Here is a 14,523-nt window from a genome sequence, read left to right as displayed (position 1 = left end):
TTCCTGTAAGAGTTTACCTCGGCGCGGCCGAAGCGCCGGCAAGCCTCTCGCGGCGAAATACCGCCCGGCCGGGCCGCAGCGCTTCCGCGCCCGGCCCCGGGCCGCTATGAGCGGCGCCATGCCGATCCGTCCCGCCCGCCCCGACGACGCCCCCGCCATCTGGTCGATCCTTGCGCCGGTGATCCGCGCCGGCGAGACCTACACGCTCGACCCGGAGATGGGCGAGGGGGAGGCCCTCGCCTACTGGATGGGGCCGGACAAGGAGACCTTCGTCGCCGAGGAGGCGGGCGAGGTCGTCGGCACCTACTACATGCGGGCCAACCAGGCCGGCGGCGGACGCCACGTCTGCAATTGCGGGTACATGACGCGGACGGGCGCGACGGGGCGCGGGATCGCCCGCCGGATGGCCGAGCATTCCCTCGCGCATGCCCGCGCCCGCGGCTACCGCGGCATGCAGTTCAACTTCGTCGTCAGCACCAACGAGCGGGCGGTGCGGCTGTGGCACTCACTCGGCTTCGAGACGGTCGGGCGCCTGCCTCTGGCGTTCCGGCACCCGATCCACGGGGATGTGGATGCGTTGGTGATGTTCCAGGCGCTGTGAGCGCGGTCTGGCCTCGATCCCTCACGCCCGCGCCGTGAATGCCATCCGCCCCTGGTTGTGCCCGAGATTCCGCGGCATCCGTTCGGCGGTGAAGCCGGCCTCGTGCAGCCGGGCCAGCATCGCGGCCTCGTCGTAGCGCGTGAGCCCGAGCCGGCGACGCAGGCTGCGATAATCCGACAGGAGGGTGCGGGCGAGGCCCAGAAGCGCGGCGAGGAGAAACCCCTCGCGCCGCGCGAAGGCGAGGAGGGCGGTCGCGTCGGCGGCGGCGCCGAGCTGCGGCGGGATCACGTCGGCGAGGACGAGGCGGCCGCCGGGCTTGAGCGCGCGGCGCCAGTCGCGCAGGCAGGCGGCGAGTTCCGCGTCGGTGAGGTACTGCGCCAGGGAGTTCGCCACCACGAGGTCGAGGCTCGCCGCGGGCAGGGCGGCGACGTCCTCGGGCGCCAGCACGGCGATCCGGGGTGAGCCGGCGAAGCGTCGGGCCAGGGCGTCGCGCCGGCGCGGGGAAGCGTCGCAGAGAAGGAGCCGGCCGCAGGCCTCGGCGATCGGATCGGCGAAGAGAGCCTCGCCGCAACCGTGGTCGAGGACGACGGCCTCCGGATGCGGCACCAGGGCGGCGATCTCGTCCGCGAGCCCGGCATAGTGCCGGGCCTTGTGGCGGGCGCTGACGTAGATCGGGGTGTCGCGGTCCCAGAACTCGCGCCAGGAGGAGACCACGCCGATCCTCCCGTTCCCGGCGCGACGCGGGTTTTAGCCGCCGATGAGCAGGACCGAGATCGCCCGGTCGATCGAGAGGTAGAACACCGCGAAGGCAACGACGGCGGCGAGCGCGAACTCGGCGGCGTCGTTGGGGAGCGCGCGCAGCTCGCGCAGGGTCTCGCGGCCGTAGACCGCGCCGAGCCAGGCCAGCGTCAGCACCACCGGCATCGCGAACAGGAACGACCAAGTGCTCTCGACGCGGGTCGCCATCGGGTCCATCAGCGCCCGGATGTTGCGCACCCACGGCGCCTGGATTGCGGCCGCGAGGGTCGTCACCCAGGCCAGGCCCACGGCGATGCCGAGATGGGTGGTGAAGGTGCGGTGCAGGCGCGAGAAGCTGTCGGTCGCGGCGTGGTCGATCACTGGGCAGGCCCCCGAATTCGCGGCCCCGCGACGATCGTTGGATCGTCGTCGCTCGAAGGCCCCGTGGACGGCCGGGAGAATCGGCCGCGAGTTCGGGTTTTTTGTGGCTGCGGCCGAAGCCGGCCGCAACCTTTTTCGAAGTTACGCGTTACTGCCCTTCGTATCGCGCATGAGGCTGACGAACCGGTCGAACAGGTAGTGGCTGTCCTGCGGGCCCGGCGAGGCCTCCGGGTGGTGCTGCACCGAGAAGGCCGGACGGTCGGTGAGGGACAGGCCGCAATTCGAGCCGTCGAACAGCGAGACGTGGGTCTCGACGGCGTTCGAAGGCAGGCTCGACGGATCGACCGCGAAGCCGTGGTTCATCGAGACGATCTCGACCTTGCCGGTGGTGTGGTCCTTCACCGGGTGGTTCGCGCCGTGATGACCCTGGCTCATCTTCACGGTGCGGCCGCCGAGCGCGAGGCCCATCAGCTGGTGCCCGAGGCAGATGCCGAAGGTCGGCACCTTCCGGTCAAGGAGGGCGCGGATCACCGGCACGGCGTACTCGCCGGTCGCCGCCGGGTCGCCCGGGCCGTTCGACAGGAAGACGCCGTCGGGCTTGAGCGCCAGCACCTCGTCGGCGGTGGCGGTGGCCGGCACCACGGTGACGTCGCAGCCGGCCTTGGCCAGCAGGCGCAGGATGTTGCGCTTCACGCCGTAATCGATCGCCACGACCTTCAGGCCCTCGCCCGCCGCCCGGTTGCCGTAGCCGGCCGGGTGCTGCCAGGAGGTCTCGCCCCAGGCCGTCGAGGCCTTGCTCGTCACCGGCGGCACGAGGTCGAGGCCCTCCATCGGCGGGAGCGCGGCGGCCTTGGCGGTCAAGGCCTCGCGGTCGAAGCGGCCGTCCGGGGCGTTGGCCAGGATGGCGTTCGGCATGCCGCGGTCGCGGATCAGCGCGGTCAGCGCCCGGGTGTCGACCCCGGTGATGCCGACGATGCCGCGGGCCTTCAGCCAGCCGTCGAGGTGGCTGGACGACCGCCAGTTCGACGGGTTGGTGACGGCGGATGCGATCACCGCGCCGCGCACGCCGGAGGCCGGCGCCGCGTCGAGGCTCTCGAGGTCCTCGTCGTTGGTGCCGACGTTGCCGATGTGGGGGAAGGTGAAGGTGACGATCTGCCCGGCATAGGACGGATCGGTCAGGATCTCCTGGTAGCCGGTCATCGCGGTGTTGAAGCAGACCTCGCCGGCAGCCTCGCCGGTGGCGCCGATGCCGAAACCCTCCAGGATCGTGCCGTCGGCGAGCACCAGGAGGGCGGTCGCGACGGGCTCGGCCCAGCCTTCGGGTTGCGCGGGGGCGGCCGCGTCGTCTTGCAGCATGATGTTGATCTCGCTTATGTCGCGGCCGGGTCCGGCCGACGGGCGCGGCCGGCTGTTTACGAGGCCGGCGGCGGCCCGGTCAATCTGGGGATGCTCCGGTATCCCCTCAAGCGCCTCGACTTTCAAGAGCCTTGCAGGAATCGTGCAAGTGCCTCGCCCCCCACGAGAACATCAGGAGACCGGCATGCTGCGCCAGCGCCTCACCGCCGAGATGAAGGACGCCATGAAGGGCGGCGACAAGGCGAAGCTCGCCACCGTCCGGCTGATCCAGGCCGCCTTGAAGGACAAGGACATCGAGGCCCGCGGCCTCGGCAAGGAGCCGCTGGCCGACGAGGAGATCTTCTCCCTGCTCCAGAAGATGATCAAGCAGCGCAACGAATCGGCGACGGTCTACGACCAGGGCGGCCGCCCCGAGCTCGCCGAGGGCGAGCGCGCCGAGGCCGCGATCATCGCCCAGTTCCTGCCCCAGCAGATGGACGAGGACGAGACCCGCGCGGCGATCCAGGCCGCCATCGCCGAGACCGGCGCCGCCTCGCAGAAGGACATGGGCAAGGTCATCGCCGCCCTGAAAGCCGCCTATGCCGGCCGGATGGACTTCGCCAAGGCGAGCGGCCTGGTGAAGGGGATGCTGTCCTGACACGGTCCGGGCCCCCGGCGAAGGGGGCCCTTCCCGGACGGGCCAGCATGTCCGCCACCGGGCAACCGTTGCGCGACATCCCGGCGGCAACGCACCGTTCGGTCGCGTCCCGACGCTTCTCAAGGTTCTCACAATTCAAGATATAACATTGGAGTATGACCCTGCGATATTTAGAGCTTTATTAGGGAAGTTCGCGTCATCTTCGGTCTTGTCGACGTGAAGCCCGGCGGCTTCCGGCATTCAGGAGGTCGCGGTGCGTTCGTTGTTGTCCATCCGGGCCCAGGTGCTCGGGATCGCCCTGGCCCTCGGTGCGATCGTCGGCGCGATGACGCTCGACGGGGTGCTCCAGGCCTGGAGCGGCTACCGCAACGCCCATACCGTCGCCGCCGCGGCGAAGCTCGACCAGCGCATCCTCGAGGCGATGCAGGCGTTCCGCTCGGAGCGCGGCGACACCGCCGCCACCCTGGGCCTGTCGGGAGAGCAGGTCGGGGCGATGCGCAAGGTCATCGACGGCCATCGCGGCCGGGTCGACGCCGCGATCGGGACGCTCCTCGCCGCGCCGGCCGACCTCGCCGTGCCGGGCCTCGCCGGGGCGCTCAAGGACCTCGAATCCGGCTACAACGACCAGCTCGCCGTGCGGCGCATGGCCGACGAGGCCTACGGCCTCGACGCGGGCGCCCGCGACAAGGCCCTGGCCCCGCGGGTGCTGCAGACCGGCGATGCGGTGCTGGCCCGGCTCGAGCGGGTCTCCGCCGCGCTGGAGCGCCAGATGGCCCACCTCGACCCCGCGACCCGGGGGCTGACCACTGCCAAGAACAACGCCTGGTCGACCCGGGCCACCGCCGGATCGCTCGCCGTGATGGTCAACACCGTCCTGTCGAGCCAGAAGCCGATGACGGCCGAGCAGGGCGATGCCGCACAGGTCCTGCGCGGCCGCTACGAGGCGACGTGGAGGCTCGTCGAGACCGCGACCGGCGAGATGCCGCCGCGTATCGCCGCCGCCGTCGCGACGGCGCAGGCGGTCTACTTCACGCCCGAGGTGACGGCGGCGCTCCAGCGCAACCTGCGCGCCTTCACGCCGGGCGCCGAGCCCGCCATGTCCCTGCCCGAGTGGCAGAAATTCGTCACCCCGAAGCTCAACACCATCGTCGCGGTGGCGAACGAGGCCCTTGCCCTCGGGGTCGAGGCGGCCGATGCCTCGGCCGAGGCGGCGCAACGCCGGCTGTTCGTCAACGCGGCCCTGTTCGGAGCGGCGCTCCTGCTCGTGGCCCTGAGCTGCGCGGTGGCGCAGTTCGGCATCGTCAAGCCGATCCGCCGCATGACGCAGGCGATGCAGTCCCTGGCGGACGGCGACGCCGCCGTGACGGTGCCGGCGCTGGGACGCCGCGACGAGATCGGCGCGATGGCCGCCACCGTGCAGGTGTTCCGCGACAACTTGATCCGGACCCGGGCCCTGGAGGAGGAGACGGCGCTCGCCCGCGCCTCGGCAGAGGAGCAGCGCCGGGCCGGCATGCGCCAGATGGCCGATGCCTTCGAGCACGCCGTCGGCGGCATCGTCGGCCAGGTCGCCGCCTCCGCCACCGAGCTCCAGGCCACCGCCGCGGTGATGACCGAGGGCGCCACCCGGACCGCCGGACGCTCCACCGCCGTCGCGACCGCCGCCGGCCAGACCGCCGAGAATGTCGGCACGGTGGCGGCCGCCGCCGAGGAGCTGGGCGCCTCGGTCGGCGAGATCAGCCGTCAGGTCTCGGGCTCGGCCGCGCTCGCCCGCACTGCCGTCGACGAGGCCGCGGGCACCGCCGGGCACATGCGCGAGCTGAGCGAGGCGGTGTCGCGGATCGGCGACGTGGTCGGGCTGATCTCCTCGATCGCCGCCCAGACCAACCTGCTGGCGCTCAACGCCACCATCGAGGCGGCACGCGCAGGCGCGGCCGGCCGCGGTTTCGCCGTGGTGGCGGCGGAGGTGAAGGAACTCGCCGGCCAGACCGCGAAGGCCACCGAGGAGATTACCGGCCAGATCGGCCGCATCCAGGGCAAGACCGGCGACGCGGTGACGGCGATCGACGCGATCACCGGCCGGATCGCCGAGATCGACCGGGTGTCGGTCGGGATCGCCACGGCGGTCGACCAGCAGGGGGCGGCGACCCGCGAGATCGTCCGCAACGTGGCGGAGGCCGCCACCGGCACCCACGCCGTCACGGACACGATCACCGCGGTGGCGAGCGCGGCCGAGGAGACCGGCGCCGCGGCGTCCCAGGTACTCGCGGCCTCCTCCGAGCTGTCGCGGCAATCCGAGCAGCTCTCGGCCGAGGTCGCCCGCTTCCTCGCCACGGTCCGGGCGGCCTGACGGCCGCGTCGGGCGGCCGGTCCGCCCCCCCGTTAGGACTCCGCTGACCAAGACGCGCTACAAGGCAGGTCCCTCAACCGGAATCCATCGTGCGCTATCCGCCTCACCTGCTCGAAGAGATCCGCTCGCGCCTGCCGGCCTCCGATGTCGTCGGCCGGCGCGTGCGCCTCAAGAAGGCGGGGCGGGAATGGCGCGGCCTGTCGCCGTTCAACGCCGAGAAGTCGCCCTCGTTCTACGTGAACGACCAGAAGCAGTTCTATCACTGCTTCTCCTCCGGCAAGCACGGCGACATCTTCACCTTCCTGATGGAGACGGAGGGCGTCTCGTTCCCCGAGGCGGTGGAGCGCCTGGCCTCCGAGGCCGGGGTGGCCTTGCCGGCGCCGAGCGAGGCCACCCGCGAGAGCGAAACCCGGCGGCGCGGCGCCCTCGAGGTGATGGAGCTCGCCTGCGCCTTCTTCGAGGAGCAGCTCGCGGGCCGGGCCGGCGCGCGGGCCCGCGACTACCTCGCCGGGCGCGGGCTCGACGGCGAGATCCGCCGCACCTTCCGCCTCGGCTACGCGCCGCCCGAGCGCTACGCGCTGCGCGACCACCTCGCCGCCCGGGACGTGCCGGCCGAGCTGATGGTGGAGCTGAACCTTCTCACCACCGGCGACGACATCAAGGTCCCGTTCGACCGTTTTCGCGACCGGGTGATCTTCCCGATCCGCGACGTGCGCGGCCGGGTCGTCGCCTTTGGCGGCCGCGGCATGAGCCCGGACGCCAAGCCGAAATACCTGAACTCCTCCGAGACGCCGCTCTTCCACAAGGGGCGGATGCTCTACAACCACCATGCCGCCCGCAAGAGCGCCCACGACACCGGCCGGGTGATCGCGGTCGAGGGCTACGTCGACGCCATCGCGATGACGCTCGCCGGCCATCCGGAGGTGGTGGCCTCCCTCGGCACCGCGCTCACCGAGGACCAGCTCGCCCTGCTCTGGCGCATGGCCGACGAGCCGATCCTGTGCTTCGACGGCGACGGGGCGGGTCGGCGCGCCGCCTACCGCGCCCTCGACGTCGCCCTGCCGGCGCTGGCGCCCGGGAAATCCCTGCGCTTCGCCCTGATGCCCGAGGGCCAGGACCCGGACGACCTCCTGCGCTCGGGCGGCCCGGGCGCCATCGACCGGGTGCTCGACGGGGCCAAGCCCCTCGTCGACGTGCTGTGGTCGCGCGAGACCGAGATGAGCCCGGTCGACACGCCGGAGCGCCGGGCCGGCCTCGCCCAGCGCCTGCGCGAGATCGTCGGCGGCATCCGCGACGAGACCCTGAAGCGCTACTACCGCGACGAGATCGAGGCGCGCCTGCGCTCCTTGAGCCCCAACAACTCCAATCGCCAGCCGGGCGGCGGCGGGGACCGCCCCTACGGCCGCGAGCGCGCGCCGTTCGTGCCGCGGGCCCGCGGAGCGCCGCCGGCGCCGGTCTCGCCGCGGCTCACCGCCCGGGCGAGCCCGCTGCTCGCCCGCTCATCGCTGTTCTCCGGCGGCTCGTCCTCGCGCGAGGCCCTGATCGTCGCGGCCCTCCTGGTCCATCCCGAACTCCTGGCGCGCGAGGCCGAGGAGCTGGCCGAGGTCGAGTTCGAGGGCGCGGATGCGCGGGCGCTGCGCAGCGTGCTCCTCGACTTCGCGGCGGAGGGGGGGGCGAGCGACGCCGCCCTCCTCGACGCGCGGCTCGAACGGGCCGGGCTCACGGCGGCTGCGGGCCGAATCGCCGGCTTGGTGCGTCCCGGCGACCGCTGGTTGCTGGATCCGCACGCCGATCCGGTGCGGCTGGAGGACGCGTTCCAGCAGGCCGTGATCTTGCACCGCAAGGCGGGAACGCTACATAGCGAACTTCGGGCAGCCGAGCGTGCGTTCGCGGAGGCGGAGACCGAAGCCAACCAAGCCTGGCTTTTCGACTTGAGGAACCAGCTCTCGGCGGTCGAGGCGGCCGAGGTCGGTTCGGAGGCAAACGGGGTGACGGAAACGCCGTGACGCCACGCACGACTTGCGGCTTGCGCCCCGACTGGTTTACGGCAAGCCGATAGAATGGCTTGCAATTCTGCGTGAGATCCTGGGACGGCACCCGCGCCGTCCGACGCGACATCACGGTGCCGGCACGGCGGGAGCCTCCCCCGCCCGGGCACTGCCGACACCGGGAAGCATAGGCTGAGCATGGCGACGAAGGCAACGGAACGAGACGAGACCGAAGCGGCCCCCGAGCAGCAGACCGACGGCCCGCTCCTCGACCTGACGGATGCCTCCGTCAAGCGGATGATCAAGCTCGCCAAGAAGCGCGGCTACGTCACCTACGACGAGCTGAACGAGGTGCTGCCCCAGGAGGAGTTCACCTCTGAGCAGATCGAGGACGTCCTCGGTCAGCTGTCCGAGCTCGGCGTGAACGTGGTCGAGGCCGAGGAGGCCGACGAGCAGCAGGGCGAGGCCCCGGCCCAGGAGGGTGCCGAGGAGGAGGAGGCGAGCGAGGGCGGCGAAGTCGCCGAGGTCGCCGCCGCCCGCCCGGTCGCGCTTCGCGCCGAGACCACCAAGGAGCCGACCGACCGCACCGACGATCCGGTGCGGATGTACCTGCGCGAGATGGGCTCGGTCGAGCTTCTCTCCCGCGAGGGCGAGATCGCGATCGCCAAGCGGATCGAGGCCGGGCGCGAGGCGATGATCGCCGGCCTGTGCGAGAGCCCGCTGACCTTCCAGGCCATCATCATCTGGCGCGACGAGCTCGTCGACGGCCGGGTGCTTCTGCGCGACATCATCGACCTCGAGGCGACCTATGCCGGCCCCGACGGCCGCGGCGGTCCCGCCGAGGGCGAGGCCGAGTCCGAGGAGGAGGGCGACGCCGAGGGCGAGACCCCGCCGGACGGCGAGGGCGACGAGGACGACCTCGAGAACAACGTGTCGCTCTCGGCCATGGAGGCCGAGCTGAAGCCGCGCGTGCTCGAGACCTTCGACGCGATCGCCGATAACTACCGCAAGCTGCGCAAGGTGCAGGCCGAGCAGGCCGAGACCCGGCTCAAGGGCGCGGCGGCCTCGGAATCGCAAGGCCAGCGCTACTCCGAGCTGAAGAACACCGTCGTCGCCGACGTGAAGTCGCTGTCGCTCAACGCCAATCGCATCGAGGCGCTGGTCGAGCAGCTCTACGACATCAACAAGCGGCTGATCTCGCACGAGGGCCGCCTGATGCGGCTCGCCGAGAACCACGGCGTCGCCCGCGACGAGTTCCTGCGCCACTACCAGGGCTACGAGCTCGATCCGCACTGGGTCGAGCGGGTGGCCAAGCTCGGCGGCAAGGGCTGGAAGAACTTCACCGAGCGCGGCGCGGTCAACATCCTGACGCTGCGCGAGCAGATCATCTCGCTCGCCTCTGAGACCGGCCTGGAGATCCAGGAATACCGGAAGATCGTCCACATGGTCCAGAAGGGCGAGCGCGAAGCCCGCCAGGCCAAGAAGGAGATGATCGAGGCGAACCTGCGACTGGTGATCTCGATCGCCAAGAAGTACACCAACCGCGGCCTGCAGTTCCTGGACCTGATCCAGGAGGGCAACATCGGCCTGATGAAGGCGGTCGACAAGTTCGAGTACCGCCGCGGCTACAAGTTCTCGACCTACGCGACCTGGTGGATCCGGCAGGCGATCACCCGCTCGATCGCCGACCAGGCCCGCACGATTCGCATCCCGGTGCACATGATCGAGACGATCAACAAGATCGTCCGGACGTCGCGCCAGATGCTGCACGAGATCGGCCGCGAGCCGACCCCGGAGGAGCTGGCCGAGAAGCTGGCGATGCCGCTGGAGAAGGTCCGCAAGGTCCTTAAGATCGCCAAGGAGCCGATCTCGCTCGAGACCCCGATCGGCGACGAGGAGGATTCCCACCTCGGCGACTTCATCGAGGACAAGAACGTCGTCCTGCCGATCGACGCGGCGATCCAGTCGAACTTGCGCGAGACCACCACCCGGGTGCTCGCCTCGCTCACCCCCCGCGAGGAGCGCGTGCTGCGCATGCGCTTCGGCATCGGCATGAACACCGACCACACCCTCGAGGAGGTCGGCCAGCAGTTCTCGGTGACCCGCGAGCGTATCCGCCAGATCGAGGCCAAGGCCCTGCGCAAGCTCAAGCACCCGAGCCGGTCGCGCAAGCTGCGCAGCTTCCTCGACAACTGAGCCCCGACATCCGCACGGACCGAGAAGGCCCGGGAGGCAGCCGCCTCCCGGGCCTTCTCCGTTACAGCGGCGCCACGATCCGCGCCACGGCGCGGCGCACCAGCGGCAGGACGAGCAGCAGGGTCGGGAAGGCGACGAGCCAGGAGAGGCCCCAGGCGCGGGGCCAGTGCCACAGCGCGTCGGGCGTGGGCCCGAGGCTGAGCAGGGTGGCGATGCCCGAGACGACGCAGGTCATCAGGATCGAGAGCAGGAAGGCGGTCACCAGCGGCGCGGTACGGGCCGGAAGGCGGCGCGGAACGATGAGGGAGGGCATGACGCGTCTTTCGAAGCGGATGGATCCGCCCGGAGCGAGGCGACGCGGCCCGCCCGGTGGAACCACCCAGGGAGCGCGTTGCTTGACGTGAGACGCTTACGGCCGGGCGGGATGGTGTCCCGGGGGCGTCCCGATCGCTACCAGATTCGGTTCCCACCGCCAAGGTTCCGTCCGGCCCGACCGTGCCGGAACGGTCGGCCGGCCCATTCGATCGCCTCCTCGCAAGCCTTGCCGTTCCGTACGGCGAAGCCCATGTCAGAGCCATGCACGACCAGCCTCGCCTCAACTCCGTTCCGACGCCCACGGCCGCGGCGGACGGGTCGGAGGCGAGCGACATTCCGATCGGCCTGTTTCGCGAATGCGTGGCCTTGCGCGACTGGCTGCTCAGCGAGGGCGCGCGGCTGCCGGAATCCGGCGATCTCCTGGCCGGCATGGCCGAGCGGCTGAACAACCTCGGCGTGCCGGTCGACCGGGCGACCACCGCCATCGACGCCCTGCACTCCGACTATTCCGGCGTCGGCCGGTTCTGGACTCGGGAGGACGGCGTCAGCTTCCGCCTCTTTCCCCACGGCGAGGCGACCGAGAAGGCGCTCTCGCGCAGCCCGTTCGCGCATGTCTACGCCACCGGGCAGTGGCTGATCCTCGATCTGCGCCAGACGCCGGACGACCGGTTCAGCATCGTCCCGGAGCTGAAGGCGGCGGGCTACACCCACTACATCACCGTGCCGCTGTTCTTCACCAACGGCACCAAGAACGGCGTCACCTTCGCGACGCGCGACCCCAGCGGCTTTCGCGACGACGACCTCGCCATCCTGCGCTTCATCGTGCCGACCCTGTCGGCCGTGATGGAGATGCGCGGCCTCAACGCCCGGCTCGACCACGTGCTGCGGGTCTATGTCGGCGACGGGCCGCACCAGGCGATCCTCGCCGGCTTCATCCGCCGCGGCCAGGTCGAGCGGATCCGCTCGGCGATCCTGTTCGCCGACATGCGCGGCTACACCCACCTCACCGACGCGCTCACGCCCGAGGCCTCGGTGGAATTGCTCAACACCTATTTCGACTGCCTAGTGCCGCCGATCGAGAGCGAGGGCGGCGAGGTCTTGAAATACATGGGCGACGGGCTGCTCGCGATCTTCCGCGAGAGCGGCGACGACCTCGGCGGCGCGGCGCAGGGCGCGCTCTCGGCCGCGCAGGCCGCGTTGCGGCGCGTCGAGGAGGCCAACCGCGCCGCGCGCTTTCCCACCCGCATCGAGATCGGCATCGCGCTCCATCACGGCGAGGCGGCCTACGGCAATGTCGGCTCCGGCGCCCGGCTCGATTTCACCGTGATCGGCCGCGACGTGAATCTGGCGAGCCGGCTCGCCAAGCTCAACAAGATCCTGTCCGAGCCGCTCCTGATGTCGAAGCCCTTCGTCGACTTCCTGTGGGGCGATCCCGAGTTGCTCGGCACCCACCCCCTCGACGGCATCGCCGAGGAGATGGCGATCTACCGGCCCGGCAAGGGTTGCTGATTCGAGGGCTACCGATTTCGCGCCGTCGGGCACGGCGGGCGGTCGCAGGCGGTTGACGAACCGGCTCCCGCTCGCCAAATTCCGGCCGTTCCAGGGAGATCCCCGGCAAGGGGCTGAGACACCGCTGGACTGCAGGCCCTTCGGCCTCGGTCGGCGCGGAAATCCTTCGAACCTGATCCGGCTCATACCGGCGTAGGGATTGGACAGGCCGTCTCAGGCCCCGCGCATCATCCGGCCACCGGGCGCTGTCCAACTCTCTTCGGGCCACCGTGGAGACGAGGGTGCACGCGACCAGGGCGCAGACGATCGGACGGCGGAGCGGGCCGGCCACCTCCGAAGGAACCGACCGCCTGCCGGAGCGCGCCGACGTCGCGGTGATCGGCGCCGGGCTGATCGGCCTCTCGGTCGCCTGGCGGCTGGTGCGCGCCGGCCTCGCCGTCGCGGTGGTCGAGCGCGGCACGGCCGGGGACGGGGCGAGCCTTGCCGCCACCGGCATGCTGGCGGCCGCCGCCGAGCACGAGCCCGGCGGCGAGGGCCTGTCGCCGCTCTGCGTCGAGAGCCAGCGCCTCTGGCACCCGTTTCGCGACGAGCTGGAGGCCGAATCCGGCCTCGCCATCGATTACCGCCGCGAGGGCACGCTCGTGATCGCGCTCGGCCGCGACGAGGTCGAGCGCCTGCGCTTCCGCCACGAGCTGCAGCGGCGCGACGGCCTCGCCGCCGAGTGGCTGTCGGGCCCGGCGGTGCGCGCCCGCGAGCCGGGCCTGCGCCCCACCGTCACCGCCGGCCTCTTCTGCCCCGACGACCACCAGGTCGATCCCGCCCGGGTGATGGCGGCCCTGCGCCGAGCGCTGCGGGCGGCCGGCGGGCGGCTCGTCGAGGAGACGACCGTCACGGCGCTCACCCGCGAGGGCGGGCGGATCACCGGCATCGAGACCTCGGCCGGCGCGCTACGGGCCGGTACCACGGTGCTGGCCTCCGGCGCCTGGGCCGGGGAGGGGGGGCTGATCCCCGATCTCGCCCTGCCGGTGCGCCCGCTCAAGGGCCAGTCGATGGCGCTGCAGATGACGCCGCGCAGCGGTCACCTCTCCCACGTCGTCTGGACCGAGCAGGTCCACATGGCCCCGAAGGCCGACGGCACGCTGATCGTCGGCGCCACCGTGGAGGAGACCGGCTTCGACCCCCACCTCACCGCCGGCGGGCTCTACGCGCTGCTGGAGGGCGCCCGCCGGGCGCTTCCGGGCGTCGAGGAGATGCGGGTGGCCGGCGTCTGGAGCGGCTTTCGACCGACCTCCGACGACGACGCCCCGATCCTCGGCGAGGCGCGGCCGGGCCTCGTGCTCGCCGCCGGCCACCACCGCAACGGCTACCTGCTCGCCCCCGTCACCGCCGAGGCGGTCGCCGCCCTGATCCTGCGCGGCGAGACGCTGCCGGTCGCCGCGCCCTTCGGCCTTGCCCGCTTCACCCCGTCGTCCCGCGAGACCCCATGAAGATCCTCGTCAACGGCGAGCCCCGCGACAGCGCGGCCGCCACCCTCGACGCCCTGTGGCGCGAGGAGACCGCCGACCTCGACCTCTCCGGCCCGCAGGGTTTCGCCATCGCCCTCAACGGCGCCGTGGTGCGCCAGCGCGCCTGGGCCGAGACGCCGCTCGGCGAGGGCGACCGCGTCGAGATCGTGCGCGCCATGCAGGGCGGGTAGTGGTTGTGAGATCGTTCGATGGGGTCGCGCAGCATCGCGGACGCTTTTTCCTTCCCCACCCTCGACATCATCCTGAGGTGTCAGTCCATCAGAGATGGACTGACCTCGAAGGAGGGCTACAGGGATCGCAGCGGCTTCTGGAGCCCTCCTTCGAGGCTCAGTGATCTCCGATCGCCCGCACCTCAGGATGAGGTTAGGGGTTGGAGATCAGGTGTCCGTTGCTATGAATCAGAAGGCGGAGACATATCGTCATGAATGCCTTCGTCTACATTCTTCGATGCGCCAACGGCAGCTATTACGTCGGCTCGGCACGCGGGGAGACCCTCGACAAGCGCCTCAGCGAGCACCAGACCGGCACCTATCCTGGCTACACCCGCGAGCGCCGACCCGTGACACTCGTCTATGCCGAAATGTTCGAGCGCATCACGGATGCGATCGCTATGGAGCGGCGCATCAAAGGTTGGGGTCGGGCAAAGAAGGAAGCGCTGATCCGGAGTGATTGGGATCGCCTCAAGCGTTTGGCCAGACGAAACTGCGTCCAGAACAAGCTCGATGCAGGAACGATCGATCAGAAGGACTTGCCGGAAACGCTCGACGTTGTTGGTGATTCCCATCCACCAACCTCATCCTGAGGTGCGGGCGAGCGGGGCCGAGGTGGTGACGGTCTCGATCCGCCGCATCTCGCTCCACGGCCACGGCTCGGACACGGTGGCGCGGCTGAAGGGCGCGCGCTTCCTGCCCAACACCGCCGGCTGCGAG

At 71.0% G+C, this 14,523-nt stretch carries 13 protein-coding genes, 1 pseudogene and 1 riboswitch; of the genes and pseudogenes, 10 read left to right on the top strand and 4 right to left on the bottom strand.

Annotated features, from left to right (window positions below):
- Window positions 1-118 precede the first annotated feature (118 nt).
- Window positions 119-601: a GNAT family N-acetyltransferase gene (locus V3T34_RS27005; protein WP_305077283.1), complete on the top strand. Its 483-nt coding sequence runs from the start codon at window positions 119-121 to the stop codon at window positions 599-601.
- A gap of 21 nt (window positions 602-622) precedes the next feature.
- Here V3T34_RS27005 and V3T34_RS27000 read toward each other — a convergent pair whose 3' ends face one another.
- The 3 genes from V3T34_RS27000 to carA all read right to left on the bottom strand — a co-directional run bounded on the left by V3T34_RS27000 (window position 623) and on the right by carA (window position 3,076).
- Entirely contained in the window at window positions 623-1,315 is a 693-nt protein-coding gene (locus tag V3T34_RS27000) for a class I SAM-dependent methyltransferase (protein ID WP_305077282.1), read from the bottom strand.
- A gap of 33 nt (window positions 1,316-1,348) precedes the next feature.
- A complete protein-coding gene (locus V3T34_RS26995) occupies window positions 1,349-1,720 on the bottom strand; it encodes a hypothetical protein (RefSeq protein ID WP_060848727.1) in 372 nt (123 codons plus the stop codon).
- 141 nt (window positions 1,721-1,861) lie between these two features.
- Complete coding sequence (gene carA / locus V3T34_RS26990; protein WP_060848728.1) at window positions 1,862-3,076, bottom strand: glutamine-hydrolyzing carbamoyl-phosphate synthase small subunit; 1,215 nt, start codon at window positions 3,074-3,076, stop codon at window positions 1,862-1,864.
- Between the two features lie 184 nt (window positions 3,077-3,260).
- Here carA and V3T34_RS26985 point away from each other — a divergent pair, with 184 nt between their 5' ends.
- From V3T34_RS26985 to rpoD, 4 genes are all read left to right on the top strand, one after another.
- On the top strand, window positions 3,261-3,713 hold the full coding sequence (locus V3T34_RS26985) for a GatB/YqeY domain-containing protein (RefSeq protein WP_060848729.1): 453 nt from the start codon (window positions 3,261-3,263) through the stop codon (window positions 3,711-3,713).
- Between the two features lie 253 nt (window positions 3,714-3,966).
- Entirely contained in the window at window positions 3,967-6,060 is a 2,094-nt protein-coding gene (locus V3T34_RS26980; protein ID WP_305077281.1) for a methyl-accepting chemotaxis protein, read from the top strand.
- Window positions 6,061-6,149: 89 nt separating this feature from the next.
- Window positions 6,150-8,066: a DNA primase gene (dnaG, locus tag V3T34_RS26975; protein WP_305077280.1), complete on the top strand. Its 1,917-nt coding sequence runs from the start codon at window positions 6,150-6,152 to the stop codon at window positions 8,064-8,066.
- A 180-nt stretch (window positions 8,067-8,246) separates the two neighbouring features.
- Window positions 8,247-10,244 (top strand): RNA polymerase sigma factor RpoD, encoded by a 1,998-nt coding sequence (gene rpoD / locus V3T34_RS26970; RefSeq protein WP_091884488.1) that lies wholly within the window; start codon window positions 8,247-8,249, stop codon window positions 10,242-10,244.
- 61 nt (window positions 10,245-10,305) lie between these two features.
- On the opposite strand, the gene V3T34_RS26965 is transcribed toward rpoD, so the two are convergent.
- Window positions 10,306-10,557 carry a DUF2798 domain-containing protein gene (locus V3T34_RS26965; RefSeq protein WP_091884486.1) on the bottom strand — a complete coding sequence of 84 codons (252 nt, stop codon included), beginning with the start codon at window positions 10,555-10,557 and terminating at the stop codon, window positions 10,306-10,308.
- Between the two features lie 263 nt (window positions 10,558-10,820).
- On the opposite strand from V3T34_RS26965, the gene V3T34_RS26960 reads away from it, so the two are divergent.
- From V3T34_RS26960 to thiG, 5 genes and pseudogenes are all read left to right on the top strand, one after another.
- On the top strand, window positions 10,821-12,068 hold the full coding sequence (locus V3T34_RS26960; RefSeq protein WP_305077279.1) for an adenylate/guanylate cyclase domain-containing protein: 1,248 nt from the start codon (window positions 10,821-10,823) through the stop codon (window positions 12,066-12,068).
- 83 nt (window positions 12,069-12,151) lie between these two features.
- Window positions 12,152-12,285: riboswitch (TPP riboswitch) on the top strand.
- Between the two features lie 64 nt (window positions 12,286-12,349).
- Window positions 12,350-13,555 carry a glycine oxidase ThiO gene (gene thiO / locus V3T34_RS26955; protein ID WP_407942781.1) on the top strand — a complete coding sequence of 402 codons (1,206 nt, stop codon included), beginning with the start codon at window positions 12,350-12,352 and terminating at the stop codon, window positions 13,553-13,555.
- A complete protein-coding gene (gene thiS / locus V3T34_RS26950; RefSeq protein WP_060848735.1) occupies window positions 13,552-13,764 on the top strand; it encodes a sulfur carrier protein ThiS in 213 nt (70 codons plus the stop codon). Before thiO ends, thiS begins: the two co-directional genes overlap by 4 nt.
- Before the next feature lie 251 nt (window positions 13,765-14,015).
- On the top strand, window positions 14,016-14,396 hold the full coding sequence (locus tag V3T34_RS26945; RefSeq protein WP_331369325.1) for a GIY-YIG nuclease family protein: 381 nt from the start codon (window positions 14,016-14,018) through the stop codon (window positions 14,394-14,396).
- 1 nt (window position 14,397) lies between these two features.
- Window positions 14,398-14,523: pseudogene (gene thiG, locus V3T34_RS26940) on the top strand (thiazole synthase); the annotation flags it as partial.

Origin of the sequence: Methylobacterium ajmalii (assembly GCF_036448855.1) — a bacterium.
In the GTDB taxonomy this organism is placed as follows: domain Bacteria; phylum Pseudomonadota; class Alphaproteobacteria; order Rhizobiales; family Beijerinckiaceae; genus Methylobacterium; species Methylobacterium ajmalii.
Note: the sequence above shows the minus strand (reverse complement) of the source record. Positions and strands in the feature narration are given on the sequence as shown.

What these genes read in the sequence shown, in the direction of transcription:
- V3T34_RS27005 (WP_305077283.1), top strand. Translation starts at nt 119, where the DNA reads ATGCCGATCCGTCCCGCCCGCCCCGACGACGCCCCCGCCATCTGGTCG.
- carA (WP_060848728.1), bottom strand. Translation starts at nt 3,076, where the DNA reads ATGCTGCAAGACGACGCGGCCGCCCCCGCGCAACCCGAAGGCTGGGCC.
- V3T34_RS26985 (WP_060848729.1), top strand. Translation starts at nt 3,261, where the DNA reads ATGCTGCGCCAGCGCCTCACCGCCGAGATGAAGGACGCCATGAAGGGC.
- rpoD (WP_091884488.1), top strand. Translation starts at nt 8,247, where the DNA reads ATGGCGACGAAGGCAACGGAACGAGACGAGACCGAAGCGGCCCCCGAG.
- V3T34_RS26965 (WP_091884486.1), bottom strand. Translation starts at nt 10,557, where the DNA reads ATGCCCTCCCTCATCGTTCCGCGCCGCCTTCCGGCCCGTACCGCGCCG.
- V3T34_RS26960 (WP_305077279.1), top strand. Translation starts at nt 10,821, where the DNA reads ATGCACGACCAGCCTCGCCTCAACTCCGTTCCGACGCCCACGGCCGCG.
- thiS (WP_060848735.1), top strand. Translation starts at nt 13,552, where the DNA reads ATGAAGATCCTCGTCAACGGCGAGCCCCGCGACAGCGCGGCCGCCACC.
- V3T34_RS26945 (WP_331369325.1), top strand. Translation starts at nt 14,016, where the DNA reads ATGAATGCCTTCGTCTACATTCTTCGATGCGCCAACGGCAGCTATTAC.